23 protein-coding genes and 1 riboswitch are annotated in these 24,511 nt (G+C 46.0%); of the genes, 17 read left to right on the top strand and 6 right to left on the bottom strand.

The features are described from left to right. Positions 1 to 31 precede the first annotated feature (31 nt). Positions 32 to 1,834 carry an HD domain-containing phosphohydrolase gene (locus tag ACN5NT_RS08710; RefSeq protein ID WP_419175168.1) on the bottom strand — a complete coding sequence of 601 codons (1,803 nt, stop codon included), beginning with the start codon at positions 1,832 to 1,834 and terminating at the stop codon, positions 32 to 34. Positions 1,835 to 2,168: 334 nt separating this feature from the next. Here ACN5NT_RS08710 and ACN5NT_RS08715 point away from each other — a divergent pair, with 334 nt between their 5' ends. Beyond that, a complete protein-coding gene (locus tag ACN5NT_RS08715; RefSeq protein WP_136795916.1) occupies positions 2,169 to 2,681 on the top strand; it encodes a hypothetical protein in 513 nt (170 codons plus the stop codon). 91 nt (positions 2,682 to 2,772) lie between these two features. On the opposite strand, the gene ACN5NT_RS08720 is transcribed toward ACN5NT_RS08715, so the two are convergent. Continuing rightward, positions 2,773 to 3,651: a HesA/MoeB/ThiF family protein gene (locus ACN5NT_RS08720; RefSeq protein WP_419175169.1), complete on the bottom strand. Its 879-nt coding sequence runs from the start codon at positions 3,649 to 3,651 to the stop codon at positions 2,773 to 2,775. Between the two features lie 245 nt (positions 3,652 to 3,896). Beyond that, entirely contained in the window at positions 3,897 to 4,463 is a 567-nt protein-coding gene (locus ACN5NT_RS08725; protein ID WP_167495664.1) for a YajG family lipoprotein, read from the bottom strand. Positions 4,464 to 4,764: 301 nt separating this feature from the next. On the opposite strand from ACN5NT_RS08725, the gene ACN5NT_RS08730 reads away from it, so the two are divergent. Next, entirely contained in the window at positions 4,765 to 5,721 is a 957-nt protein-coding gene (locus ACN5NT_RS08730; protein WP_419175170.1) for a DnaJ C-terminal domain-containing protein, read from the top strand. Between the two features lies 1 nt (position 5,722). After that, on the top strand, positions 5,723 to 6,076 hold the full coding sequence (locus tag ACN5NT_RS08735; RefSeq protein ID WP_419175171.1) for a chaperone modulator CbpM: 354 nt from the start codon (positions 5,723 to 5,725) through the stop codon (positions 6,074 to 6,076). A gap of 289 nt (positions 6,077 to 6,365) precedes the next feature. Here the strand turns inward: ACN5NT_RS08735 and ACN5NT_RS08740 are convergent, their stop codons facing one another. After that, positions 6,366 to 6,956 carry a 5-formyltetrahydrofolate cyclo-ligase gene (locus ACN5NT_RS08740; RefSeq protein ID WP_419175172.1) on the bottom strand — a complete coding sequence of 197 codons (591 nt, stop codon included), beginning with the start codon at positions 6,954 to 6,956 and terminating at the stop codon, positions 6,366 to 6,368. Between the two features lie 53 nt (positions 6,957 to 7,009). Next, a complete protein-coding gene (locus ACN5NT_RS08745; RefSeq protein WP_419175173.1) occupies positions 7,010 to 8,206 on the bottom strand; it encodes a radical SAM protein in 1,197 nt (398 codons plus the stop codon). Between the two features lie 737 nt (positions 8,207 to 8,943). Here ACN5NT_RS08745 and ACN5NT_RS08750 point away from each other — a divergent pair. From ACN5NT_RS08750 to ACN5NT_RS08770, 5 genes are all read left to right on the top strand, one after another. Further along, positions 8,944 to 9,417, top strand: coding sequence for a cytochrome P460 family protein (locus tag ACN5NT_RS08750; protein ID WP_419175174.1), 474 nt, complete (start codon positions 8,944 to 8,946; stop codon positions 9,415 to 9,417). Positions 9,418 to 10,249: 832 nt separating this feature from the next. Next, complete coding sequence (locus tag ACN5NT_RS08755; protein ID WP_419175175.1) at positions 10,250 to 10,606, top strand: hypothetical protein; 357 nt, start codon at positions 10,250 to 10,252, stop codon at positions 10,604 to 10,606. A 399-nt stretch (positions 10,607 to 11,005) separates the two neighbouring features. Further along, positions 11,006 to 13,585, top strand: a complete 2,580-nt coding sequence (locus ACN5NT_RS08760; protein WP_419175176.1) for an amino acid permease — start codon at positions 11,006 to 11,008, stop codon at positions 13,583 to 13,585. 220 nt (positions 13,586 to 13,805) lie between these two features. Next, a complete protein-coding gene (locus ACN5NT_RS08765) occupies positions 13,806 to 14,147 on the top strand; it encodes a TraR/DksA family transcriptional regulator (protein WP_419175177.1) in 342 nt (113 codons plus the stop codon). Further along, positions 14,131 to 14,685, top strand: a complete 555-nt coding sequence (locus ACN5NT_RS08770) for a hypothetical protein (RefSeq protein ID WP_419175178.1) — start codon at positions 14,131 to 14,133, stop codon at positions 14,683 to 14,685. The genes ACN5NT_RS08765 and ACN5NT_RS08770 overlap by 17 nt, the downstream gene beginning before the upstream one ends. 91 nt (positions 14,686 to 14,776) lie before the next feature. Here the strand turns inward: ACN5NT_RS08770 and ACN5NT_RS08775 are convergent, their stop codons facing one another. Continuing rightward, positions 14,777 to 15,031: a hypothetical protein gene (locus tag ACN5NT_RS08775; protein WP_136795905.1), complete on the bottom strand. Its 255-nt coding sequence runs from the start codon at positions 15,029 to 15,031 to the stop codon at positions 14,777 to 14,779. A gap of 238 nt (positions 15,032 to 15,269) precedes the next feature. After that, a riboswitch (TPP riboswitch) is annotated at positions 15,270 to 15,379 on the top strand. A 126-nt stretch (positions 15,380 to 15,505) separates the two neighbouring features. On the opposite strand from ACN5NT_RS08775, the gene ACN5NT_RS08780 reads away from it, so the two are divergent. The 9 genes from ACN5NT_RS08780 (at position 15,506) to metC (ending at position 24,442) form a co-directional block, all read left to right on the top strand. After that, on the top strand, positions 15,506 to 16,555 hold the full coding sequence (locus tag ACN5NT_RS08780; protein ID WP_419175179.1) for a thiamine ABC transporter substrate-binding protein: 1,050 nt from the start codon (positions 15,506 to 15,508) through the stop codon (positions 16,553 to 16,555). A gap of 293 nt (positions 16,556 to 16,848) precedes the next feature. Further along, positions 16,849 to 18,564 carry an ABC transporter permease gene (locus tag ACN5NT_RS08785; RefSeq protein WP_419175180.1) on the top strand — a complete coding sequence of 572 codons (1,716 nt, stop codon included), beginning with the start codon at positions 16,849 to 16,851 and terminating at the stop codon, positions 18,562 to 18,564. A 51-nt stretch (positions 18,565 to 18,615) separates the two neighbouring features. Further along, positions 18,616 to 19,680: an ABC transporter ATP-binding protein gene (locus ACN5NT_RS08790; protein WP_419175181.1), complete on the top strand. Its 1,065-nt coding sequence runs from the start codon at positions 18,616 to 18,618 to the stop codon at positions 19,678 to 19,680. Between the two features lie 41 nt (positions 19,681 to 19,721). Further along, positions 19,722 to 20,381 (top strand): thiamine diphosphokinase, encoded by a 660-nt coding sequence (locus ACN5NT_RS08795; RefSeq protein ID WP_136795902.1) that lies wholly within the window; start codon positions 19,722 to 19,724, stop codon positions 20,379 to 20,381. A 114-nt stretch (positions 20,382 to 20,495) separates the two neighbouring features. Next, entirely contained in the window at positions 20,496 to 20,942 is a 447-nt protein-coding gene (locus ACN5NT_RS08800) for a GNAT family N-acetyltransferase (protein ID WP_419175182.1), read from the top strand. A gap of 101 nt (positions 20,943 to 21,043) precedes the next feature. Continuing rightward, positions 21,044 to 21,721 carry a DUF1847 domain-containing protein gene (locus tag ACN5NT_RS08805; protein ID WP_419175183.1) on the top strand — a complete coding sequence of 226 codons (678 nt, stop codon included), beginning with the start codon at positions 21,044 to 21,046 and terminating at the stop codon, positions 21,719 to 21,721. 572 nt (positions 21,722 to 22,293) lie between these two features. Next, on the top strand, positions 22,294 to 22,497 hold the full coding sequence (locus ACN5NT_RS08810) for a DUF6485 family protein (RefSeq protein WP_136796016.1): 204 nt from the start codon (positions 22,294 to 22,296) through the stop codon (positions 22,495 to 22,497). Positions 22,498 to 22,708: 211 nt separating this feature from the next. Continuing rightward, the gene (locus ACN5NT_RS08815) at positions 22,709 to 23,170 is read left to right on the top strand and encodes a YbhB/YbcL family Raf kinase inhibitor-like protein (protein ID WP_217907581.1); all 462 of its coding nucleotides are present in this window, start codon (positions 22,709 to 22,711) and stop codon (positions 23,168 to 23,170) included. A 105-nt stretch (positions 23,171 to 23,275) separates the two neighbouring features. Next, a complete protein-coding gene (gene metC, locus ACN5NT_RS08820; protein ID WP_419175184.1) occupies positions 23,276 to 24,442 on the top strand; it encodes a cystathionine beta-lyase in 1,167 nt (388 codons plus the stop codon). Positions 24,443 to 24,511: the final 69 nt, after the last annotated feature.

Raw genomic sequence — 24,511 nt, forward strand, 5'->3', positions numbered from 1 at the left:
CAATTCCAAGGAAGCCGGGTAATAGTTGCTGTTACCCGGCTTCCTGTATTTCATCATAGGTATCGCCCATAAACTTTAGGCGAATCTCCCTGATTTCATCAATATTCTCAATAAATACCCTTACCAGTTCGGGGTCGAAATATTCCCCGCTTTCTTTCTGCAGATATTCGAGCACCCGCTTTTCCGGCCAGGCTTCTTTGTAGCTACGCTTATTCGACAGGGCATCATAGACATCGGCCAGCGTGGTGATACGGGCGAAAATATGAATTTCCTCACCTGATTTACCCTGTGGGTAGCCGGTGCCATTCCATCGTTCGTGGTGCTGATGAGCAATGTAACGTGCCGCTGCCAGTAGCTTTCTATTTGAAAACTGCAATATACTTTTACCGATGCTGGTATGTTGCTTCATCGTTGAATAATCAGTGTCCGAAAGCTTAGCAGGGCTGTTGAGGATGGCGTCCGGAATACCGATTTTGCCAACGTCATGGAGGGGGGAAGCCATCTCAAGCAGATCAAGATCTTCCTTAGACAGGCCAATTTTTTCACCAATCAAGCGTGAGAATTGGGCCACCCGCTTGACGTGATTGCCGGTCTCGTGGGATCGGCTTTCAATGACTTCGCCAAGCGTTGTTACCAGCTCGCGTTGGGTGTCGATGATTTCCTCTTTCAGACGTAGGACCTGTTGGCTGGTCTTATTGATTATTTGCTCCTTCTTAAGCATTTTAGCAATCAGTACCAAGATTGTGGTCAGGATGAGTATTATAATGGCCCCGGGTAGCAAGACCTCAATATGTTTATCGATAAAGCTCGGAGGCTTGTTAATGAATTTGACGTCTCTGGGGAAGGCGGATGTTTTGATACCGTACCTGCCCGCAACCTCGTAATCGATTATGAACTCAGCCACGTTACTTTCTTCGGACAGGTTTGTTACTGGTTTGCCATTGATTAAATCAAGCAGGGCTGTCGCTCCAGCTACCCCAAAATTGTAGCCTGAGAGCACAGTGCCTCCCAGAGTGCCTTTATTAAGTTGGAAATTCCAGGAAACGAAGATCGGCGCGGGAGAGACCTGTGCCAGAGAGCGGGCTACTCTCCCTTCAGAAAAGCTGTTACCTGCAGCATCCTTGAAGAATGGGAGGAGGTAATATATATCGTCAGGGCTACCCAGTGCCACCTGGGCAATCAGCTCTTCAAATGAAAGGTTGTTCAGATAATGAAAGGTGATTTTGGTGGATAGTTGCTGCTCGATTTGTTGAATTTCAGAGATAAGGGCCTTGCTGGTAGTTGTTATATCCGCGAGTATATAACAATTTTTTGCATTGCTCTGCAGCCGTATTGCTTCTTGCAGGGTTGCCAGGTGAGATGCATTTTCTTTAATGGCATAGGTTATCCCTTGAGGTAATTCCCTGTCACGATAGCCATTGATGCCAGTAGCCAGTATTGGTATATCGCCAAACAAATCATGAGCGTATTTCGACAAAAAAAGCATAGCGTCGTTGTCTGTAGCTAATATGCCGTCAAATCGAACACCGCCGAATTTTTCCTGTAAAATCTCCAACAAATATTTGTGGTATTTGTCGGTATCCAGACTCTTGCTGTCCATATAGGCGACGCGGATAGTGTTGCTTATATCCAGATTGTGGAAGACTGACATAGCTCCTTTTTGCTGAGAATTAGTCCAGCTGTAATCAGCCCCATAAGAATTGAGAATAAGGATGTTTTTACTCATGATCTGCATGCTGTCCGATCGGGCCCAGAGGGAAAACGGAACAGTCAGCAAAATGAGCAGTAGTATGGTTGTCTTAAAGAAGAATAGAGTTCGAGATCTGTCTGACATCAGCAGTCCCCGTGTCTGATTGTATATCTATTCCGGCAAGGCCAGGTTGAATAAAGTGTGATTGTTAAGCTAGCAGTCAAAAATGCTGTAAGGATAACAGTAAGCAGCATAGCATATTTTGGCATCTTGAGAAGTAAAGAGCTATGCCGTCTTATAAAACCGGAAGTGGATTTGTCAGATAGTTGAACAATTAAGTATCGGAAATAGCGATTTGACAAATATAATAAACAGATATAAAAAACATGAAAAAGTATTGACTGAGGCCAGCCGGTTTATTCTGTATTGTATAAAAACCTGGGTGTATCGAGGTTTGCACATTCTGGAGAAAAGTGTCTTGATACGATATCTGTTGTGTTCCCGAACATTTGACAAGCAACTGAAGGCGATGCGGCGCTCAGGGCGAAAGGGTGAGTGGGCGGCCATGCAATGCGAAGTGCTGCTCGACAATATACGAGGAAGAGGGATTCTCGCCGACGAGGTGTACTGCAAGAGAACCAAGAACGGCGAATACCGAATCAGTAATTGCGTAAAATATGATCTCGGCAATGGATATCGGCTGGTGACTGTACGCAACGGATCATATCTCTTCATACCCTTCGCAGGTACACACGATGAGACTGATCAGTGGTTGGATCGTCGAAAACATTATGAATTCAGGTCGGGTAATCCCGCATACAGAAAAGAAACTATTTCTGCAAAAGGATACCATGGTAACAGTTGTCGACCGAAAAATGAGGATAAAAATGAAGAACTTGATGATCCTTATGAAGAACAGATAATGACGAGGGTCGATGAAGATATGCTCCGTCAGATCTTCATGGGCTTGTATGGTGCTAATAAGCAATAATTGGATATTCCGCAAAGATCGAAAAGGCCCCACATGCAGCAATAGGAGTGGGGCCTTTTTTGTGTTATGAGCGTATTCCGCCCTGGTGGGACTACTCAGCGAGAATCAGGGTCTCGGTTGAGTGATAATGGAAATCTGCCAGTAGCAGTTTCTTGCGAAGCTGGGAGGGACGTCTGACAGCGAGCCCCACTACTTCAGCGCACTCATAAGCGGCCATGGCAATGGCTGCATACGGCAGGGTGCCGAGAGTGGCCTCACCACCTTTTTTCGGAGCAGTATCGGGGTCACCGTACACTAGTTTCAAGCCGGGGTCTTCCGGGAAGATCACCGTAGCCTGGCCGCTGGCACCACCTATGGCGGCAGAAACCATGGGGATGTGCTTTTTGCGACAGATGTCTTCAAGCACGAACCTGGCGCTTATAGTGTCGAGACAGTCGACAGCTATTTCACCATCACCGATAATCGCCTCACCGTTTTCTGCGGTGAGAAACTGTGTGATGCATCTGGTTTCAACTGCAGGGTTAATACTTTTGACTCGCTTTTCACCCACCTCGGCTTTCATCTGGCCCAGCACATCCGTACTGCTCAGTAACTGTCGGTTGAGGTTACTGTCTTCAAAATAATCACCATCGACAAGGGTAAGCCTCCCGATACCGATTCGTGCAAGGATTTCAGTGACAGTTCCCCCCAGTCCACCTTGACCGATCACCACAGCATGGGAGTTGAGCAACCGAATCTGGTCATCACAGGAGAGAATTTTTTGATTACGAGCATACCGTTCAGGAACAATTTCCATCGCCAGTGCTGCCAGCTGTATTTCCCTATGAGAATGACCGGTTTGCATAGCCAGATCACGTTCCTGGGCAAACAGAAGCGCCTGGTATGGAGTTTGATCCGGGCGGAGCCGATCTTCAGCGGCAGCTTCAATTTTACAGCGCAGCTCATCTGAAACGATAGTTTTGGTATTCACCTGCATTTCTGAATGTATCCGGTAGTGGGGATTGAATCCCTTGAAATATATCAGTTTCTTCTAATATAGAGTTACCTGGAGGCTCTTGAGAACATTTGGCCACGCTCTCAAGAGCCCTGCAGGAAATGCGCATAAAGCGCAGTACCTGCCTAGAGTCTTCTTCGGTCTTTCAGGGATAAAAACTGCCATGATTTATTGTAACAAACTTCGAAGCTGACACTGCCTGAATTGATAATAACGCCTGATTAGATGGCGGAAACCGTTTTACGAATATCTTCGTCTTTCAGTATCTGTTGGGCTATGTCACTCAACTGGTCATTGAGAATCTTTTCGAGTTGGGCAATTTTGGGTTTAGTGACAGTCTCCTTAGTTTCTTCCCTGTTGTATTTTTTAGTGAGAGTTCTGGTACCGTTCACAACTTTAAGGGTGATCACGCTTTTTGCATGGATGTCATGGAGAATTTGTGGTTGGTCTACTTTTACCAGCAACTCGTTGATTTCCACGGTCATATGTACACGTGCAGCGGGGTTTATGGCTAGCCCCTGGCCTTCGAAGCCTCTCGAGAGGGATTCCTTGAGAATAATTTGCGGAGGTGTAAGAGTCGGTAGCTCTGAGGTTATTTCGTCTTTGACCGTATAACGAATAACTTTTTTGTCGTTTCGTAGATCTGTGCCCTGGATATTTGCTGCAGCATTCTGGTAAAGGGTGGCAGGCTGAGCACCAATTCTCAGGTCGAGGTTGGCTGTTACCGGTTGCTTGGTAGCGCATCCGGCCAAGAGTAGAGCAAGGGCTATTGCTGCAAGTCTTTTCATCTGTCTCTCCATATCTCGATAGTATTGTGCGGTGTTGCATACATCGTCATTAACCATGGCCTCGAATATACCATAGATCTCTTTGAATTCGAAAAAGAATTGGCAGATTCCGTCCTTGGAACCCGGAACGGTGTATTTGCTGTAGTGGCTATATATACTGATGATTCGGCAACGAAACACCCAGGAGCTGCCACTGTATGTTCATACCATTGTGGGAAACGTGTAGATATCATATAAATAAAGAGAACGTAGCGGAGTGGTTGTAAATCAGGGTCGTCATACATGCCTGAAGGGTAACTGTATGGAATATAAAGATTACTATAAAATTCTTGGTGTATCGAGGGATGCCAGTCAGGATGAAATCAAGCGGGCTTACCGAAAGCTCGCCCGCAAATATCATCCGGACGTGAATAAAAGTGAAGATGCCGAGGTTCGATTTAAGGAAGTGGGGGAAGCCTATGAGGTGTTGAAGGATAAAGAAAAAAGGGCAGCGTATGATCAATTTGGCAGTAAATGGAAAGCTGGTCAGGATTTCAAACCACCTCCAGGGTGGGATTTTCGGGAATTTACCGGCGGTCATCGCTACACCAGTTCTTCAACCAATGGTTTCAGTGATTTCTTCGAGGCGCTTTTCGGAAGGGGCCATAGAACAGGGGAGAGTGACTTTTCATTTTTTCAAACGGGTGGCCTTAACCGGGGACGCGATATTCATGCGAAGCTGGCTATCAGGCTCGAGGAGAGTTTTAGTGGTAGCAGAAAAACAATTTCCCTGAACAGATCGTCACCACATGGATTTGGGTACGGGGGTGAGACTACCTCGCTACAGGTATCCATCCCGAAGGGTATAATTGAAGGGCAGCAAATACGGCTCGAAGGGCAGGGGGAGTTGTTGATGGAGCACGGTCCTCGTGGGGATCTCTTTCTAGAGGTTGTTTTTGAAAAACACCCATTTTTTACGGTGGTAAAACGTGATGTTTCGATGGTGTTACCAGTGACACCCTGGGAGGCCGCTCTTGGTGCGAAGTTGAAGGTCCCCACCCTTGGTGGGCCAGTGGATTTAAATCTGCCGGCTGGTTCACAATCCGGCAGAAAATTACGATTAAAAGGAAAAGGGCTCTGCAGTCGAAGTCAGAGCGGAGACCAATACCTCATTATTGAGATTCATACGCCCAGGGTCGAGAATAATCGGCAAAAAGAATTGTATGAGGAGATGGCACGAATAATGCCCTTTAATCCACGTGTTACATTTACGGTGTGATATGGCTGGCGAAGAAAAATCAGACAGGAAAGTTTTGAAGAACAGGCAGGACGTAGACAAAAAAGAGCCCACTTTGCTCGATGAAAGCGTAACATATACCTTTACCGAGCTTTGCAATGTCTGCAAAGTAGGCGATGAATTTGTCTTTGAAATGATTAACGAGGGAATTATTGCCCCCATCCGTGCGGCCGGAGCCTCGCCCAGGAGCTGGATGTTTTCGGCAACAAACATCAAAAAAGTGCAGATGACCGTGCGATTGCAGGAAGATCTGCGAGTGAATTTGCCAGGGGCGGCATTGGCCATAGAGTTGCTGGAAGAATTAGAGCAGTTGCGGAACCGGGTTGGGGAAGAATAGCCGTATATTCCGATCTTATTGGTTCGAATGAGCGCAAATTGGAAACATCGTAGGTGGATATGGAGTAAGGGAAAGTGATTTCAACAGCATTGAGCATGGTCTCTGAGGTTGACCATGCTCAATGCGGGTTTGGAAAAGCATCTTAAAAGGAATTACGAGGCCAGAATGAGTGTACCCGTAATAAGAAGATGCCTGAAAATATATATGAATTATCATTATCGGCAACCTAATCTGCGATAATTGCCAAACAATAACAATAAATAACACAGGATGGGTGGATGCGTATTATCTATACTGCCTGACGGGAACCCCGAATTATCCGTTTCTCAGTGATGACAAGATCCAGCAGCTCATCATGATCCTGTAGCGGAGCACGCTCGATAATCTGTGTTTCAAAAGCCAGTCCGACGCGTAGGGCATTGGGGTTGGCTGAGACGAATCTGTCGTAAAATCCCCCGCCATACCCAAAGCGCCCGCAACGTTCATCAAAAACAGATCCCGGCAGCACGATCATATCGATATCCATGGGGTTAACATAGTTGCTTGTAAGGATTTCTTTTTTGGGCTCAGGTATATCGCAATAGCCTGGAATCAATTCCTCAGCGGGATTCGTAATTGATATGGCATCGAGCCTGCGTTCCTCCACATATGTTATTGGCACCGAGACTTTTTTTCCCAAACGTATAAGTGCATGCAGGAGTGGTAAGGTTTCTACTTCGCTTCGAAAGCTTACGTAAAGAAAGATATTATTCCTTTCAGAAAGCTCCGGGAGTGAGAGGAACGATTGCTCTATGGCAGAACTTTTTAAGACAATCTCATCCCTGGTGAGTGAGTCACGTTTGCCAAGAATATCTTTTCGCAACTGTTTTGAGTCATTCATGTTATTTCCTGTTTTGAAGTCATTAACCAGTGCAACTGCGTGGGAGTAGGACCTTATAGCCTTTGAATAATGTAAAGATAGGTTGGAACCCGACTGAGTACTTTCAGACGATTGAAACCAAATGTTTTAGATCGTGAAGGTTGACCAAACTTCAGCGGTGACAGGTAGACGCACCCCTTCGGTTTAACCCGAGGCAGGGACTCGCGGACCAGTTCGAGAAAGGCAGGGAGATGTGTTTGAGGCAGATCTTCATCGAGAACAAAATTGGCTGTAATCTCAGTTTTGCTGAAATTGTCATTGATATCCTGGATGCGGGCAAAGGCATCTGCTACCTGAGCTGAAGTGATTGGTTTGCCAAGCAGGTCGAGTGTGGCCTGGTCATGGGACTCAAGCCCGATATTGATGTAAACCTGAAAGGGTAATTGCTCAATTTCCCGAAAAAAGTCGTCGGGGGTATTCAGCAACGATGAAACAGAACCAAAGAGATATGCGCTACAGCCATGTAAGAATGAGCCGGAGAGATTCAGTTTCTCTTCAGCGGATTTGAGGGTGTACAATATCAGCTTGGGTCCGGCATTCAAGGCGTCATGCTCGCCCAGAAAAAGGCCGTTGTAATTGATGAGGTCATCCCCGTATATACGCATCAACCCATCTAGTTGATGATCAATTTCTGCTGGAGATTTGGGGGCAAATAGTCGTTTGTTTTTGACTTCACAAAACCTGCACTTGTATAGGCAGCCAGTTGCAACAGTAATAGGGATAACGTTGTAATCAACGTGGCGTGCATCAGGTGGTAATACGGTTGAGCGTCCACCGCAAAGGGTAAACAGGTTATCAGCCGTCTGTTGCAGTCTGTCAGCATTGTTCGCCAACGCTTTTTCAAGAAAGGAAACGATGTCTTCTGGGAGATTGCTTTCTCTGGTCAGGATCTCTTCAAGGCACCTCGGCCATGAATTGATCAGCTCTTGCAGGCAACCGTTCTGGAAAGGAGCGCCTCCAAGCATTCCATTGGTTTTGTACGGCAGGTTCGGGAGGTAATATTCACCCGTAGCCTCGTAAACTCCGGTATAGCCACCAGTGGAGTAATAGATCCAGTCGTTGCCCATGTTGCGTTTAAGCCATTCATGGGGATGGGGCCAGTCTGCCCCTTTACCCCGGGCACGAATTATTTCGTTGTTAAGGTTGAAGTGCAGCACAAGGTCCCGGGTTTCAACTTCAGCATAGATACCGCTGAAAACGGGATAGCTCATTTTGACATACTTTGCAGACCCCATTTTCCGGAGGCTGATCTGTACGGTATCAGAAGTGAATGTTGTTGTTGGCTTCATCTGGAACCTGTGAAAAAAACTATCCGATTTCCTCGGTTTTATTGAACCCTGTAATGTGCTATAACTGGTCTGCAATATAGCAAATTTATCTTTACCATGCAGGAGTATTCTTTATGGATCATTGTAGTACTCACCATGACCGTCCGGCACAATATTATTGTTCGAAACACAAAGTTGGCTTGTGCGAGGAGTGCCTGCATTGTCTCGATCCTGAGATTTATTGCACATTCCGCACATCTTGTCCGATCTGGTTTTTGCACAAGGAGCACAGACGCGAAGCGCGTCGAATTGAAGAACAGCGGAGAGGTGACAAATAATAGGTAAAAACTTGAATTTTCAAGGTTCCGCCAGCGTGCCGGACTATTTATAGTGATAGCGTACATATAAATCTGCCAGCTTAGCATACATCATCATGCCGGCAGTACGGCGTATCAACCAGCTGATGCCGTAAATGAGATCATGAATCAGAATTGAATCCTTCAAACTGCTGCCTGCCCAATAGAAGTAACTCTTTTTCCACGCCCTAATTACCATATAATGAAAAGGTCAATAAGCCTTAGCTACGTATTTTATCATAAAAGCAGCACTTTAATCAGCAGCAGGTTCACAGGTCGGCTGTACAAGTGAAGTGCAAAATTGAATGATTTCGAAGGGCAATAATGAAAAAGAGAATTCAGTATGCAATGGCCTCAGTACTGTGTTCGTTGGTTGCGTCATTGGCCTGGGCTGAAATGCCTGAGCCAGGTCTGGATGCGCTGTGGATCTATATCTCCAGGACATCACCTTACAGTTCCTGGGGATTCTGGCCGGATCACCAGGGAATGCGGGAAGGCAGTGTGCCGCATGGTCCGCTACATAAAGTGTATGTCAACGAGGCGGGACTCACCTCTGCGAAGCCTCTGGTGAATGGTGGTACGATTGTGGTAAAGGAAAATCATAATGAGGCCGAAGAACGTCAGGCCCTTACCGTTATGTATAAAGTTAAAGGATATAACCCGGAAGCTGGAGACTGGTTTTGGGCAAAATATGATACAAACGGTAAAGTTGATAGGTTCGGAAAGCCCGCAGGTGGTATAAGTTGCCATGGTGGCGCTGCCGCTGGTGATTATATTCTCATTCACAGCTTTGATTAGCATTGAACTGTTTCTTTTCGGCAGCAGCCGATGTATTCAACATCGGCTATTGTCGTTATTATCCAGACATGCCCCTCCCGGAATTGATCTCTTTTAAGCCAGTATCTCTCATCATCACTGATCGCCCCTTGAGGGGATTCTTCGTGACAGTAAATTACAATATCACACCAGACTAAAACAGACATTTATAATAAACCAGAAGCGGTTGTTTGTCAGGGTGTGCTGTTCGCAATATAGCGAAAGTACACATTTTTTTGTTTGTGCTTGCACAAGATATTGCTATCGGTTAATTATCTCTATGTTGGTGATACTTAACATAAAAAAGTTGCTGGTATTATGGGGCGTTTGTCCTGCCTGGAGATGTGTACCTGTCGTACCTGCCGACTATAAATTATGTGATAGACAATGTATCCCCCATATTTTTGTGAGAGCTTTTCCATGTAATATTCTTTTATCGGGAAAAAAATGCACAGACGACCTCACATATCCCCTTCATTATCTTCGATGCTGAACTTTAAAGCTCAGTATGTCGTTTGTCTATATATTCTGTTTTGTCATATTGTTACTATTTTGTCTGATGTATTTTGCTTTCATTCAGATTTTTTTACTTGATGCGGTTACCTGTTGATAGAATGATTTGAGTTCGCAACTTGATACTATATATTTATATTCCATATTAACTGGATTTTAATGTGAGCAATATATATTGATGTTAAATATTAATACGATATACAGAACATCTTTTGGCTGAGGCAGATTAAGCGAGGATATCCAACGTGGTGCGGAAACCCCGCAGGTATAAGAACCAATCAGTAACCAGTGTGAGTTTGTTATGGATAATAGATTTTCCGATGAAGAAAGGGCATTTTTCAGGAAGTTGAAAGATGAGCGATCCAACGGCTGGATAACTATTCTTTTCCCGCTCCTGATATTTTTTATTATCGTTGTAGATATCTATTCCGGTAACAGTACACCAAGCGAGTTGTTATTCTCTCCTTATATCATTATCGGAATATTCGGTTTTTGTCTGCTGTATCTAGCATCACAGGTTATTTCAGAATTGCGCTTTCGTAAACATTATCTGTCACATAGATCACCAAAATCAATAACCTTTATGTTCTTACGTATCGGGTTTTATCTGGTTGTTGGCATAGGATTTTACTGGGTGATCAGGTATGCGCTAATATAAGTAATTCCGATTATGCCCGGATATTCATTCCTAGTAGTATCTCCCATCCTTCTGTCTTCTGACCTACTCCCCGCAACACACACAAAAAAGACTGACCCGCAGTCTCGGTTTTGGGCTTTCCTGCGTCTTTCCCCGGATGTGCGTTAATGTCAGCTGAACTGGCAATACAAATTGTCTCGGCGATAAAAAATCTGGTGTGTGACTCGCTTATTTTCTGATTTCGCTTCGAACTGATACAATATTTCAGGGAGTATTCTGTGAGTTAGCTCACCAATCATAGACTGGTCTTCGACCAGCTAAAAGATTGCTGATTCCGAATGGTTTGTTGTAAATATTAAATTATGCCAGAGGTTGTAGTGGCACTATCTGGTATGAAGATAATATGAATAGGGAAAATCTATGCAGCCAAAGAATGCTTTGCCAGAACAAACCGGCGTATTAGGGACTTTTGCCGGCGTTTTTACTCCTTCCATCCTTACCATTCTCGGCATAATCCTTTTTTTGCGCCTTGGTTATGTGGTAGGTAGCACAGGCTTGATGTATGGTTTGCTCATCATTGGGTTGGCTAATAGTATATCGGTGCTGACTACCTTTTCCCTTGCGGCGATTGCCACAAATTTCAAAGTGAAAGGTGGAGGCGATTACTACCTCATCTCACGCACCCTCGGCCTCGAGTTTGGAGGGGCGCTGGGATTCGTGCTCTTTCTTGCCCAGTCGGTCTCAATTGCCTTTTATTGTATTGGGTTTGGTGAAGTTGTCGCTGGCTATTTCCCGGGTGGTCCGTCAAGTCTCCCTCAAATGATCTCCGCGCTTGCAGTGGCTCTTCTGTTCCTTTTAGCCTGGGTTGGTGCCGACCTGGCCACGAAGTTTCAGTATCTGGTTATGGCATTTTTGGTGCTGGCTCTGACTTCATTTTATATCGGGGGAGTAGCGAACTGGGATAGTGGGTTGTTGGCCAAAAACCTCGCGCGTCCACAAAATGCCGCACCATTCTGGGTACTATTTGCTATTTTCTTTCCAGCGGTTACCGGTTTTACCCAAGGGGTAAGCATGTCGGGAGATCTGAAATATCCTGAGAAAAGTTTACCTCTTGGAACATTTGTGGCTGTAGGACTGTCTATTGTAGTTTACGTAACCATAGCAATTCTTTTTGCAGCCAGCAGACCGCTTACTATACTGCAGAACGATTATGGTGCGATGGCTGATATTGCGTACATGGGTATCTTTATCGATGCCGGTGTCATTGCAGCCACTCTTTCATCTGCCATGGCCTCATTTTTAGGTGCGCCGCGCATACTGCAATCCCTCGCCAAAGATAAAATATTCCTTTTTCTGAATCCTTTTGCCAAAGGCAGTGCTGAAACGGACAACCCTCAAAGAGGAGTGGCTTTGTCGGCCGCTATTGCTTTTGCAACTATCGCTTTAGGTGAACTCGACCTGATAGCCCGGTTGGTTTCCATGTTTTTTCTGATTTCTTACGGGTTGCTGAATTACGCAACCTATTATGAAGCAGGAGCCTCCAGCCCTTCCTTCAGGCCGCGATTCAAATGGTACCATAAAAACATCAGTCTGGCCGGGGCCGCAGCGTGTCTGGGGGTGATGTTGGCCATAGATTGGGAATATGGTATTGCAGCTATCGCTATTCTTTTTGCCATATATCAATATTTGCGGAGAACCACCCGTCCGGCTCGTTGGGCCGACAGTCAACGTTCCCATAATTTACAAAAAGTACGGTCTCTTCTTCTCGAGGCAGGTTCGGACCCTGATCATCCAAGGGACTGGAGACCATATATTCTGGCCTTTTCTGCCACCAGGGAAAGAAGGGGAAGGTTGCTTGAGTTTGCAAGCTGGCTTGAGGGAAAAAGTGGTTTAACCACTGTGGTGCAATTTATTGAGGGAGAAGGGGCACAAAGTCGTAAAAGGAGGCTTGAGGCGGCTGCTGAATTGAAAAGGGAAGTGGAAAGTCACCGGCTTGACATCTTCTCACGAGTAATTGCCAGTCCTGATGCTCTACTATCCCTGGACGTGCTTATTCAGTCGTTTGGTTTAGGTCCCATAAAAGCGAACACAATACTCCTCAACTGGCTTGAAGATAAAGATGATACTTCCGTTGCCCGCACCAGGAATTATGTGAAATATCTTAGGAGTGGTTATCGAGCGGGATGCCATCTTGTAATTTTCAAAGGCGATCAGCGTAGCTGGGATGAGGTTGAGCTTGTCGAGCCTGAAAAACGGAGAATAGATGTCTGGTGGCGAGGTGATGCAACGAGCCGGCTGATGTTGCTACTGGCATATCTTACTACCAGAGATAAGCGGTGGGATGGTGCTACCATTCGGGTTCTGGCTACCAATTATTCTGACCTGTCGGAAAAGAGTCTTGCTGATTTACAGCAAACCATAGGTGAAACACGCATCAATGCGGAAATGATCCTGGTGGAAAATGCAGATCATCACTCTATCTCAAAATATTCTGCTGATGCTGAGCTCACCTTTATGGGGGTTACCATAAGGAGCGAAGGTGTATTTGATATATTTGGCGATAATGTCCAGAATATCGAACACACCAATGGTTTGCTGGCACTGGTGCAGGCCGGACAGGAAGTCGATCTGGGAGCAGAGCCGGAAGAAGGGGAGGCGGGTGATCTTGCTGAAGCGCAGGATAATCTTGACCGTTTGAGGCAAAGATTGAAAAAGGCTGAAAAGGCTGCTGCTGATGCGGCAGCTAAAGCCAGGACGGAGATGGATAAGATAGAGCTCGGTGGCTCAACGCTTGACCAGGATCTTGTCAATCAGTTGCGACTCGCCCTGCAGGCACGTGAAAAATCGGAACTTGCTGATAAGAGAATGGCTCGTGAACAGGCTAAAGTCGATCTGGCAATCAAAGAAGCTGAAGGAGGAACTTCAGAGCCTAAAGACGATGAAGCAGAGAATACAGAACACGATAATCCGGAAGATGGGGGCGGAGTAGATCGCCAATGAATTAGGATACCAAGAACCTGCATCCGGTGGTCTTACGCTTTGGTGTTTCCAAGAAGTGTTCAATCAGCTATGATGCCGATTGACGTTGACTCAGAAACCTCTTGTTCGCACCTGAACTGTCCTAGGTCGGCAGACAGGTGCGAACCTTTTTTTATGATCTGATAGTTTTCAGTGAGTGGAATTTTTCATCGGGGTATTGCTACCAGAAAGGCAGCTGGTTATGAGTGGAATAGATATAGACAAACTGACGGAACTACTTTTGCAGCAGCGGGAGGAGTTGATCGGGCAGAAAAAGGCCGGTCAGGCCTCCACCCGCACTGTCGAATTGGATCAATCAACTGTAGGACGCCTCTCAAGGATGGATGCCATGCAATCTCAAGCTATGGCACTTGAAGGCAAGCGACGGCGAGAGATACAACTTACCCGCATTGAGGCAGCTCTTGAACGAATTGAAGGTGGGGCGTTTGGCTACTGTGCCATGTGCGATGAAGAGATTGCAGGTCGCCGTCTCGAGATTGACCCGGCCAACCCTTTCTGTGTGCACTGTGCTGAAAAAATCTAGAGAAATAAATCTGGTAATCATTGGTGGCGCCGGCAGAAATGTTGGTAAAACCGAATTCGTCTGCCGCCTGATACAATCGTTTTCAGCTGAATATGACATCTATGCGTTGAAGGTCTCTGCTATTTTCCCGGACGAGCATCTTTATCATGGGGATCACAGCCGTGATTTTCCTGAAGGAAAACTGTTTGAAGAAAATCGCCTTAATGGTCCAAAGGATACCTCCCGTATGCTACGGGCAGGTGCGAAAAAAGTGTTCTATCTTAGAAGTGATGACGCAGGGATAGAGGCAGGGTATCGGGAATTCTCGAAAAGAATTCCCGATAATGCGCTTGTTGTCTGTGAATCAAACAGTTTAAGGTCGGTGGTTGATCCTGCTATTCATATTGTTGTGCGTTCTGTATCAGGCGAGATAAAACCGAGGGCGTTGGCGCAGCTTGCCAGGGCGGATCTGGTGGTGGTTTCAGATGGCACTTCCGGTTTTTCTGAACTCGATTCTATAGAAATCGTAGATGGCAATTGCTGGCAACTGATCCCTTGAGGTAATTTCAAATAATAAGGCGGCTTGGTGTCTGGTGGTACGTATCACCCTGGGGCTCTCTTTAGCCTGAAGTGCGCATGAGGGATTCGGGCTAATTAGCTTCTAACTGTTGTTCTCTCTCTGTAGTAATTGCTCGTTTCTGGTCCGAACCATAATCTGCCGACATTGTCAGTAAGGCAAAATAGTATCCGGCGGCTGCAATTATCAGAACCAGTATAGTGATACGCAAAAATTCCCACGGCTTTTGCCAGAGGAATACCAAAAGGACCACTCCTACAATGGCGGCAATGATGGGGTAACTGACGATAAATTGATAAATGGTCGCGTAGATATCAGATAAAATCATAGTGTTTCAAGTAGTATAGTTGATTTTTGGGAGTATCTCATAGCTGTCGCAATGCTTTGCGTAGCTGATTTGAAAATAATATGTAGTCACAAATTATGCAAATTCCAGGCCGATTTATTGGCTGCAGGTAACTGCTTCAGACAGTTTACTCTCTGAATACGTTGAGGTATTCAATTTTATGTTGCCGGCTTAATCTGCATGACATACCATTAATCGTACGGTCAATCATTGTAAGTACAAGTTGATACGCGGGAGCTTGGAATAACCAGGCTGAGAGGGGTCTGAAAGGACCCGACCGCTTAACCTGATCCGGATAATGCCGGCGGAGGGAAAAGTGTGGCTTTCAGCCATCTCCGCTCTGGGGGTGGCTTTTTTTATTGCACACGCTCCTCTGCCCGAAAGTAGTATCTGATTGTAAAAACTGCAGATCAGAACAGCTTCTCCGGGCAAAATTTCACTTTAAAGGAAATAAGTATGAATGGAGCGATTTGCAAGTTGAAGAGAGTATTGTTAATTTTTGCTCTCGTGTTCATTTTGCCTGCCTGGTGCCATGCAGGACAGACGTTAACTTTGATGACCCATGACAGTTTTAATGTCAGTAAAGAAGTTATTGCCGAATTTGAAAGAGAAAATGACGTTGTTGTTCGGTTTTTAAAGTCAGGTGATGCCGGGGCTGCTCTTGTTCAGGCTATCCTTTCTAAGAATAACCCAATGGCGGATCTCTTCTTCGGGGTAGATAACACTTTTCTATCCAGGGCTATCGGTGCAGATATCTTTGAACCGTACCAGTCTCCCATGCTGGAAATGATCCCCGATCAATTAAAGCTGGATAATGAAAACAGGTTGTTGCCTGTGAGTTATGGTGATGTTTGCCTCAACTACGATAAAGCCTGGTTTAAGGAAAAGGGGATAGCCCCACCAACTGACCTGACAGATCTGACCAGGGCGGAGTATAAAGGCCTCATTGCAGTGCAGAATCCGGCTACGTCCTCTCCGGGTATGGCGTTTCTGCTTGCAACCATAGGCAAGTTTGGCGAGGGCGATTATCTTAATTACTGGAAGAAGTTGCGTGAGAATAAGGTGCTGATTGCCCAGGGGTGGTCTGATGCCTACTTCGGACACTTCACAGCTGCTTCAGAGGGGGATCGCCCTATAGTGGTGAGTTATGCTACCAGCCCACCGGCAACTGTATATTATGCTGAGACTGAGCCTGAAGAGGCTCCAACCGTGGCATTAGTGACCGATGACAACGCTTTCAGGCAGATCGAATTTGTGGGAATCCTGAAAGGGAGCAAAAATGTCACGATTGCCCGAAAATTTGTCGACTTTATGCTCAGCAAAACGTTTCAGGAGGATATTCCCCTGCAAATGTTTGTCTATCCGGCTAGCGGCGAAGCAAAACTGCCTGAAATATTTATAAAGTATTCAAAAGTCGCAGAGAAACCGTTAAAGGTCGATCCCGCAGCCATCGAGACCAATCGGGAAAAATGGCTGGAGGATTGGACAAACGTGATGTTGCGATAATTACGGATGTTGGGTCTCGAGTATTCTTTAAAACAACCAGTCATTAAAGCACAACCCCGATATCTCATCGGCACAGGTATGGGAAAGCGCGGAGTTCGTTGCACCAGATTCAGGCAGCCTGTTTGATTGGAAAATGAGAATATAATTAGATTAATGGGCTGTGCAAGGGGATTGGCTCCAGGGCATTGGCGACATCTTGACTACGCAGGTTGTATAACCTGCATGTTGGTGAAATTTACATAGTGGTCATGGGGAATGCTGGTTAAAGGTATATTGTTACTGGGGTTGTACTGGTGAATGAACAATCTCGAAATTCGCTGCGGTGGCTGGTTTTTTCCCTGCCTCTGGTTTTCTTGGCACTGTTCTATTTTTATCCGTTAACCAAGATCGTGCTGTTCTCTTTTTTACCGGAGGGCAGCTGGCAACCTGAAAGGCTTGCCAAACTGGTCGCCAGTCCTGTTTATTTCCGTATTCTCTGGTTCACCATCTGGCAGGCGGCACTTTCCACCTTGCTGACTTTGCTGATTGCCCTTCCTGCAGCCTATATCTTTGCCAGATACCAATTTCGCGGCAAGAGTCTTCTGCAGGCAGTCATGACGGTTCCTTTCGTGCTGCCAACCGTTGTTGTTGCCGCAGCCTTTCGGGCACTTTTGGGGGAGAATGGGCTGGCGAATGACTTGCTGATAAATGTGTTTAATTTCAGCGTGCCTCCAATCAGGCTCGACCAGACTGTCTATTTTTTTCTACTCGCTCACGTTTTTTATAATTATTCACTGATTGTCCGCATTGTATCAAGTTACTGGGCCGGTCTCGATCCTAATCTCCGTTTGGCGGCGCGGATGCTTGGGGCATCACCCTGGCAGACTTTTTTACGGGTTACCGTGCCATTGCTCCTGCCCGCTATTGGGTCCGCCGGGCTTTTGGTTTTTATTTTCTGTTTCACCAGCTTTGGGGTGGTTCTCATTCTTGGTGGCCCAGGTTATGCCACTATCGAAGTCGAGATATATCGTCAGGCTGTGCAGATGTTTAACCTGCCTATGGCTGCCGCTTTATCGCTCATCCAGATAACTATCAATTTTATCCTGATGTGGATATACGCCAGGCTCGACACTAAATCGAGGAGTTCTTTCTACTCTGACTCTGTGGCAGGGGGCGCTGTGCGCCCCGTAACTTCTTTTGCCAGGCTTATGATCATCGGTAATGTCTGCATTATGTTGCTGCTATTGGTAACCCCCCTGATGGCATTGGTGTTGCGCTCGTTTACGGGGCAAGAGGGATTGACCCTGAGCTATTATTCAGCGCTGTTTTCCACCGAGGCCCACTCAGTCTTTTTCGTTGAGCCGATCAAGGCTGTAGCCAACAGTGTTGGGTTTGGTATTGGAGCAATGTTGATTGCAGTTGTACTTGGGCTCATGGCCTCGGTTTTTCTGGCATCTGATCAAGGTAGAAGAAAAGAGATTGTAACTTCAATCAGGCGTTACAAATCTTCCACAACATTGTGGGACGCTCTGATAATGTTGCCCCTTGCAACTTCTGCCGTAACGCTGGGCTTTGGCTATATCATTACTTTAAATGCACCACCCCTCAATTTGCGTGATTCGCTGGCGTTGGTGCCAATTGCTCACGCCCTGGTGGCATTTCCCTTTGTGGTTCGCTGCATTTTGCCTCAACTCAGGCAGATACCACAATCGCTTCGGGAAGCAGCAACAATGCTTGGTGCATCACCGGCTCAAGTATTTTTTCAGGTTGATCTGCCGATAATCAGGCGGGCAATTCTGGTTGGGGCTATTTTTGCATTTTCTATCTCGATGGGAGAATTTGGCGCTTCAGCTTTTGTTACCAGACCGCACACTCCGACAATGCCTGTGGCAATTTTCAGATTTCTAGGCCAGCCTGGTGAGATGAATTACGGGCAGGCAATGGCTATGAGCACGATTTTGATGCTGGTGACTTGCTCGGGATTCTGGTTGATTGCAAAACTCGATCGATCGCGGAATGCTTTACGGTGATCCGGTTGCCCGGAGAGGGTTGTAGTGAAAAGTAACAAGGTAAGGACTAGAATGAAAACCTCTAAATTACTTGAAGTGACTAGCTTAAATAGCCGGTATGGCGATGAAACCGTACTTCAAGGTGTAAGTTTTACTTTGGAAAAGGGAGAAGTACTTTGTCTTCTCGGGCCTTCCGGTTCAGGTAAAACCACTTTGCTCAGGATTCTCGCGGGCCTTGAACGGGAGGAGTCAGGGACCATTCTCTATAATGGAAAAGACCTGCAGCCAATTGCTTCACATAAACGTCAAATTGGCATGATGTTTCAGGAATATGCGCTTTTCCCGCATAAGACAGTTTGGCAGAATATTGCGTTCGGGTTGGAGATGCAAAAACTCGAACACGAAAGGGTGCAAGAAAAAGTAAAAGCTATGCTGGTGCTCGTTGGTTTATCCGGCTTTGAAAATAGACGGATAGATCAACTCTCAGGCGGCGAGCGCCAGAGAGTGGCGTTGGCCCGTTGCCTTGCGCCGGAACCGGAGTTGCTGCTTCTTGATGAACCGCTGGGTTCACTGGACAGGACCTTAAGAGATCGTTTGACGGCAGAGATACGTGCGATCTTGAAATCCATTGGTGTTACAGCTGTTTTCGTCACCCATGATCAGGCAGAAGCATTCAGTGTGGCTGATAAAGTTGCAATATTAAAAGATGGAATCCTGCAACAATATGACAGTCCCGAAAACGTGTATAAAACCCCGGCAAACAAGGTTGTGGCTGAGTTTTTGGGTTTTAAGAACCTTATCAGATTGTCAGGAAGGGATAGAAGTGTACCCGAAGGTTCATTTTGGCAGCTCGTGGATCATAGCATATTCGAACCGGACTCCAGCTATCTTGTTCTTATCCGGCCGGATGGTGCAAAGGTATTAGAGAAACAGGAACAGGTCCCACGTGGCTGGCCGTGTATTTCCGGACTAGTAACTCTTTCTCGTTTTCAGGGAGCAAGTTACCGGCTTGAAGTGAGAGTAGGGGAGGAGCTTTTACGATTCGAGCTACCGTTAGATCCTGCACCACCTCCGGAAGGTGCACTTATAAAGCTGGCAATAAATCCTTCAGCCGTCAAGTTGCTGCCATCTGAGTGATACGCAGAAAAAATGGTTCATCAAAATTCAGGAATATCGTCATGCAAGTCGTGATTGTTGCAAATGGTTCGGGAAATTTATCTGAGAAATTCTGTCATATCGCTCAAATGGCAGACACAATTATCGCAGCAGATGGAGGAGCAAACCTTTGTGCTGAGGCCGGTTGTATGCCTCATATTCTCATTGGTGATCTGGATTCAATAGATTCTGATTTGCTTGTGGAGTATCAACAGCAAGCAATAGAAATTCTCCGCTATCCCACCAGGAAAGATGCAACAGATCTCGAACTTGCCTTGGACCTTGCCATGTCCAGGGGAGCTGTCAAGATAGATCTCTTTGGAGCGATAGGAGGTCGCTTGGATATGAGCTTGAGCAACCTTATGCTGGCCAGTCAGGAAAAATATTCTAATATCAAGGTATCAATTCATGATCACTCGAACAGAATACAGATACTGCATCCCGGGAATCATGATGTAGATGCGGAATCGGGGGAGAGAGTATCTCTGCTCCCAATTGTTGGCGATGTCCATTCAATAACATTGGAAGGGGTTGAATATCCACTGGCCGATGAACCATTGAATTTTGGTTCAAGTCGAGGGCTGAGTAATGTGGTAATTGGAGAAGGTGCAAAGCTCTTTTTTACCAAAGGGGTTCTTGCAGTAATATGTTCTGATCAAAATGAAATATCAAAAGAACTGTAATCTTACGATTTGGCTAACAATGGAGTTTCATTTTCAGTAAAGCTTGAGACGGTTGTTGCAATACAGGGGTGCAGAAGCCCAAAACTTATTGAATGAATGCTGAGGGGAGGAGGGATGGAGTTTGTTGAGGCGAGCAGTTCCCATGCGGATTTTAAGCTTCTCACCATGTTGCTCGATATTGAATTGGTAAAGAGATATGGGCCAGAGCAAAAAACGTATGCAAAGCATAACCAGATTGAAATCGATGAACCGGCCATAATTGGTTACCTGGATGGTAGGCCCATGGCCTGTGGCTGTTTCAGAAAGTTTTCTGAAAGCGCGGTGGAAATTAAGCGAATGTTTGTTGCTGAAGAGTGCCGGAGGAGAGGCTACTCAACCATCATTCTCGACCAGCTTGAAGTACTTGCCCGAAGATGCGGGTTCAGCTGCACGGTGTTGGAAACAGGCAAAGGTCAACCTGAGGCAATCGGACTTTATCGAAAGGCGGGTTACCAGGTAATCGACAATTATCCACCATATGAAAGTATGAATAATTCGGTCTGTATGCAAAAAAAGTTATAAAAACAAGCGGCTGTTTATACGGTGCTTATCGAAGCAAATAGTATTTTTTGTGCTACGCATGGCATTTTTTTTACAAGATCAGGGGCAGGAGAGGGGAGAGGATGCAAACAGAAACACCGAATTGTGCTCAATGTCCATTTAAGGCATCTGACAGGCTGTGTCGGATAGAGGAGGGGAGGTTTCCCGAATCATGTCCTACCATGAACATGACTGAGCTCATTAAAAAAAGTCTTGAGGAATACAACGATACCAATGGTAATTGCAATTTTGCCAGGCAGGCTGCAATTCAGGAAGCTACAGGGTATCATGGACGTGACCTCGGGTATGAGCGGGTTCGGGCTGCCAAGACTCGAATTGAGGAGATCATTGAGTTTGCCCGGCGAATGAATTACCAGAAGCTTGGAATGGCTTTTTGTCTGGGATTGAGAAAAGAGGCAAAAGCCGTTGAGCAGATATTTTCGTCACATGGCTTCGAGGTTGTATCCGCTATTTGTAAGATTGGCAGGGTGCCGAAACAAACCATAGGGGTGTCACTTGATGAGCAGATTGATACACGTAGGCCTGAAACCATGTGTAACCCGATTCTACAGGCTATGATCCTGAATCAGGGAGAGGCTGACTTCAACATTCTTCTGGGATTGTGTGTAGGGCATGATTCATTGTTTTTTAAGTATGCTGAAGCACCAACCACAGTTTTGGCTGTAAAAGACAGGTTGTTGGGACATAATCCGCTTGCGGCGATTTATACCCTGGACAGTTACTACCGTACCTTGAAATAGGTTGCTTAAACATAAAGTTATGAGTTGAGAACGCTCGTTAATCAGGGCGGTGTACGAGATGGACCTAAGTTTTCTAACCCAGCATTCCCTATTATTTAATCCGACCAGGCTGATTTCTGTTATTATCTTTCTGGTCGGATTTGTTCTTTCAATATTTATCTGGTTTGCCAGAGATACTGGAAATATGAGTATTCGTTTTTTCCTGGTTTATCTGCATCATAACAGACGTGGATTGTTGCGCAGGCTCTTTGATGAGGGGCCAGGTTTCCTGATATTGCCGTTATGGCTCATTTTTGCGTCGCTAGGCGAGAAATACCTTGGGCCTTTGTTTAGCGGCTGGTTGAACTGAAAGCATTTGTTGTATTGTATGGTGCACCCATAACGCCTTGATGCGAACGGTTTATATTCAAGAGCCATGTGGCTGGAAATATGAATCAATTGCCGCCATAAGCAGTCAGGCACGTTCTCATCTTTTGGAGAGTAAACACGTTACACATGTGGTAGTTGACAGCGCATGCGGTAAACAAGTATCAGAAAGGTATAAGTAGATTATCGCAGTAATGGAGAAAGAAATGGATTGTCATTTAGAGGATAATAAGAGAAATTGTAATTGTACCAATAATTCCTGTCCAAGAAAAGGAGCATGTTGTCAGTGCTTAGCCCACCATTTGGGAAAGAGGGAACTGCCTGCTTGCTGCTTTACGGCTGAAGCTGAGAGAACATATGATCGTTCTTTTAGTCATTTTGCAGATTTGGTTGAGAAAGGAAGAGTATAGAATTATGGCTGCATACATACGGAAATTACTTGTGCGGCAATTGCCGTTCATATAGATTTTCCTTTGCATGCAGGTAACTTACGTGGGTTGATTTATGCTGCTGAAGCTCTGTTGAACCAGCCGGTTCGCGGTTCTGAAATGATGTTTTCGACAATACAAAGGTTGTTTAGTCTCACGCCGAAGGTATTTGAACATCTGATTGAGAGGTGGCATGGCTATCAAATTTTCCAGTCCGGAAGTTACACCGATGCAGGAGATTCCTGTTGATTTTACCTGTGATGGCGCCGAAATTTCCCCACCGCTTATCTGGAGCGAGGTACCAGAAGGGTCAGAGACCCTTGTTGTTATATGCCATGATCCAGATATGGTACATGGTGAATGGGTGCATTGGATATGTTATGATATCCCGGCAGAATGTGATGGTTTACCTGAAGGAATTCCAAAGACAGATAGTATCCCGCTTGGCGGCAAGCAGGGCCTGAATGATTTTCTTAAAGTCGGTTATGGAGGACCATGCCCACCTTCCGGGAAACATACGTACATCTTCAGGTTGTATGCAATTGATTGCCACCTTGGCCTGGGGCCGGGCAAATCCAGGGAAGAAGTGCAGGGGGCGATGCAGCATCATATCCTGGCATCTGCTGAATTTGCTGCCTGTTATACTCGTCGCTGAAAGTCTGGTGCGAACAGGAGTATGTTTTGGATCGCAGAATGAATGCATTATAAATACGGGTATCGGTTTTCCGGTACCCGTATATTTTTTTACGGAGGTAGAGAATTGAACGAGATAACCAGGGTGATTGCTGCAGATCTTAAGGATGACGAGGCTGACTACCCGTCACCCCGCATGATCAACCCGCAGTTACATACGGGCTCAACAGTACTGTTTGAAAGCTGCCAGGACCTGCTGGCTGCAGGCAGGGGTGGGTATAGCGGTATCACGTACGGGACGGAGCGCCTTCCTGTTCAGCGGAAATTTGAAAATGCACTGGCCGACATGGAAGGTGGGGCGCTGTGTCGAGCCTTTCAATCCGGAATAAGCGCGATTACCAATACTCTGCTGGCTTTTACCAGGAGCGGGGATCATATTCTGGTTTGTGAAAATGTTTATGGGCCAACATCTGCTTTCTGCCGGGAAGTCCTCTCGCGTTACGGAGTTACAACTACATTTGTGCCGGCGGCAGTTGGCCAGGATATTGATCAATGGCTGACAGCTGAAACACGATTGATATTCTTGGAATCACCCGGCTCAAATACTTTTGAAATTCAGGATATTCAGGCTGTTGTGGAAATCGCCCGTGAGAAAGGAATCGTGACCATTATCGATAATACCTGGGCGACGCCGCTTTTTCTCAAACCGCTTGAACTTGGGGTCGATGTGTCAATACACTCGGTGACCAAATATATCTCAGGTCACTCCGACGTCTTATTGGGGGCAGTGACTGTCAATGGGCGCTATGCAGATGTGCTGGATAGGTTTTATAGAGTGATGGAGTTGTTTGCGTCACCGCAGGATTGCTATCTTGCATTACGTGGTTTGAAGACCCTTGGGGTGCGTATGCGGCAGCATCAGGAATCTGGTCTGGCTGTGGGCGTATGGCTTGAACAAAACGAGTTGGTCGAAAAAGTTATTCACCCGGCTCTTGAGTCTCATCCGCAGCATGAATTATGGAAAAAGGACTTTACCGGAGCTGCCGGTCTGTTTTCTTTCGTGTTTAAAGAAAACTACAGCGAAGAGCAGGTCTGTGATTTTGTAAATGCACTGAAACTATTTGGCATTGGGTTTAGCTGGGGTGGATATAAGAGTCTCGTGACTGTTGGCAGGTACCGGCGTGAGTCCGGTGAAGCCTGTGAGGGCAAGGTGCTGGTGCGGTTGAATGTCGGTCTTGAAGAGGTTGACGATCTGATAGGGGATCTTCAGCAGGCTTTCCTGGTGTTGGTGTAAATCAAGAAAACATAAGATAGTTGCAGGCAAAAAAAAAGCCGCTCAGGAATACCTGAGCGGCTTGAATTG

Source organism: Desulfosediminicola sp. (assembly GCF_048381775.1).
Classification (GTDB): Bacteria; Desulfobacterota; Desulfobulbia; order Desulfobulbales; family Desulfocapsaceae; genus Desulfopila; species Desulfopila ganghwensis.

What these genes read in the sequence shown, in the direction of transcription:
- ACN5NT_RS08725 (WP_167495664.1), bottom strand. Translation starts at nt 4,463, where the DNA reads ATGAAAAGACTTGCAGCAATAGCCCTTGCTCTACTCTTGGCCGGATGC.
- ACN5NT_RS08710 (WP_419175168.1), bottom strand. Translation starts at nt 1,834, where the DNA reads ATGTCAGACAGATCTCGAACTCTATTCTTCTTTAAGACAACCATACTA.
- ACN5NT_RS08815 (WP_217907581.1), top strand. Translation starts at nt 22,709, where the DNA reads ATGGCTATCAAATTTTCCAGTCCGGAAGTTACACCGATGCAGGAGATT.
- ACN5NT_RS08790 (WP_419175181.1), top strand. Translation starts at nt 18,616, where the DNA reads ATGAAAACCTCTAAATTACTTGAAGTGACTAGCTTAAATAGCCGGTAT.
- ACN5NT_RS08805 (WP_419175183.1), top strand. Translation starts at nt 21,044, where the DNA reads ATGCAAACAGAAACACCGAATTGTGCTCAATGTCCATTTAAGGCATCT.
- ACN5NT_RS08775 (WP_136795905.1), bottom strand. Translation starts at nt 15,031, where the DNA reads ATGATTTTATCTGATATCTACGCGACCATTTATCAATTTATCGTCAGT.
- ACN5NT_RS08765 (WP_419175177.1), top strand. Translation starts at nt 13,806, where the DNA reads ATGAGTGGAATAGATATAGACAAACTGACGGAACTACTTTTGCAGCAG.
- ACN5NT_RS08755 (WP_419175175.1), top strand. Translation starts at nt 10,250, where the DNA reads ATGGATAATAGATTTTCCGATGAAGAAAGGGCATTTTTCAGGAAGTTG.
- ACN5NT_RS08795 (WP_136795902.1), top strand. Translation starts at nt 19,722, where the DNA reads ATGCAAGTCGTGATTGTTGCAAATGGTTCGGGAAATTTATCTGAGAAA.
- ACN5NT_RS08760 (WP_419175176.1), top strand. Translation starts at nt 11,006, where the DNA reads ATGCAGCCAAAGAATGCTTTGCCAGAACAAACCGGCGTATTAGGGACT.
- ACN5NT_RS08750 (WP_419175174.1), top strand. Translation starts at nt 8,944, where the DNA reads ATGAAAAAGAGAATTCAGTATGCAATGGCCTCAGTACTGTGTTCGTTG.
- ACN5NT_RS08780 (WP_419175179.1), top strand. Translation starts at nt 15,506, where the DNA reads ATGAATGGAGCGATTTGCAAGTTGAAGAGAGTATTGTTAATTTTTGCT.
- ACN5NT_RS08810 (WP_136796016.1), top strand. Translation starts at nt 22,294, where the DNA reads ATGGATTGTCATTTAGAGGATAATAAGAGAAATTGTAATTGTACCAAT.
- ACN5NT_RS08735 (WP_419175171.1), top strand. Translation starts at nt 5,723, where the DNA reads ATGGCTGGCGAAGAAAAATCAGACAGGAAAGTTTTGAAGAACAGGCAG.
- ACN5NT_RS08800 (WP_419175182.1), top strand. Translation starts at nt 20,496, where the DNA reads ATGGAGTTTGTTGAGGCGAGCAGTTCCCATGCGGATTTTAAGCTTCTC.
- ACN5NT_RS08745 (WP_419175173.1), bottom strand. Translation starts at nt 8,206, where the DNA reads ATGAGCTATCCCGTTTTCAGCGGTATCTATGCTGAAGTTGAAACCCGG.
- ACN5NT_RS08740 (WP_419175172.1), bottom strand. Translation starts at nt 6,956, where the DNA reads ATGAATGACTCAAAACAGTTGCGAAAAGATATTCTTGGCAAACGTGAC.
- ACN5NT_RS08730 (WP_419175170.1), top strand. Translation starts at nt 4,765, where the DNA reads ATGGAATATAAAGATTACTATAAAATTCTTGGTGTATCGAGGGATGCC.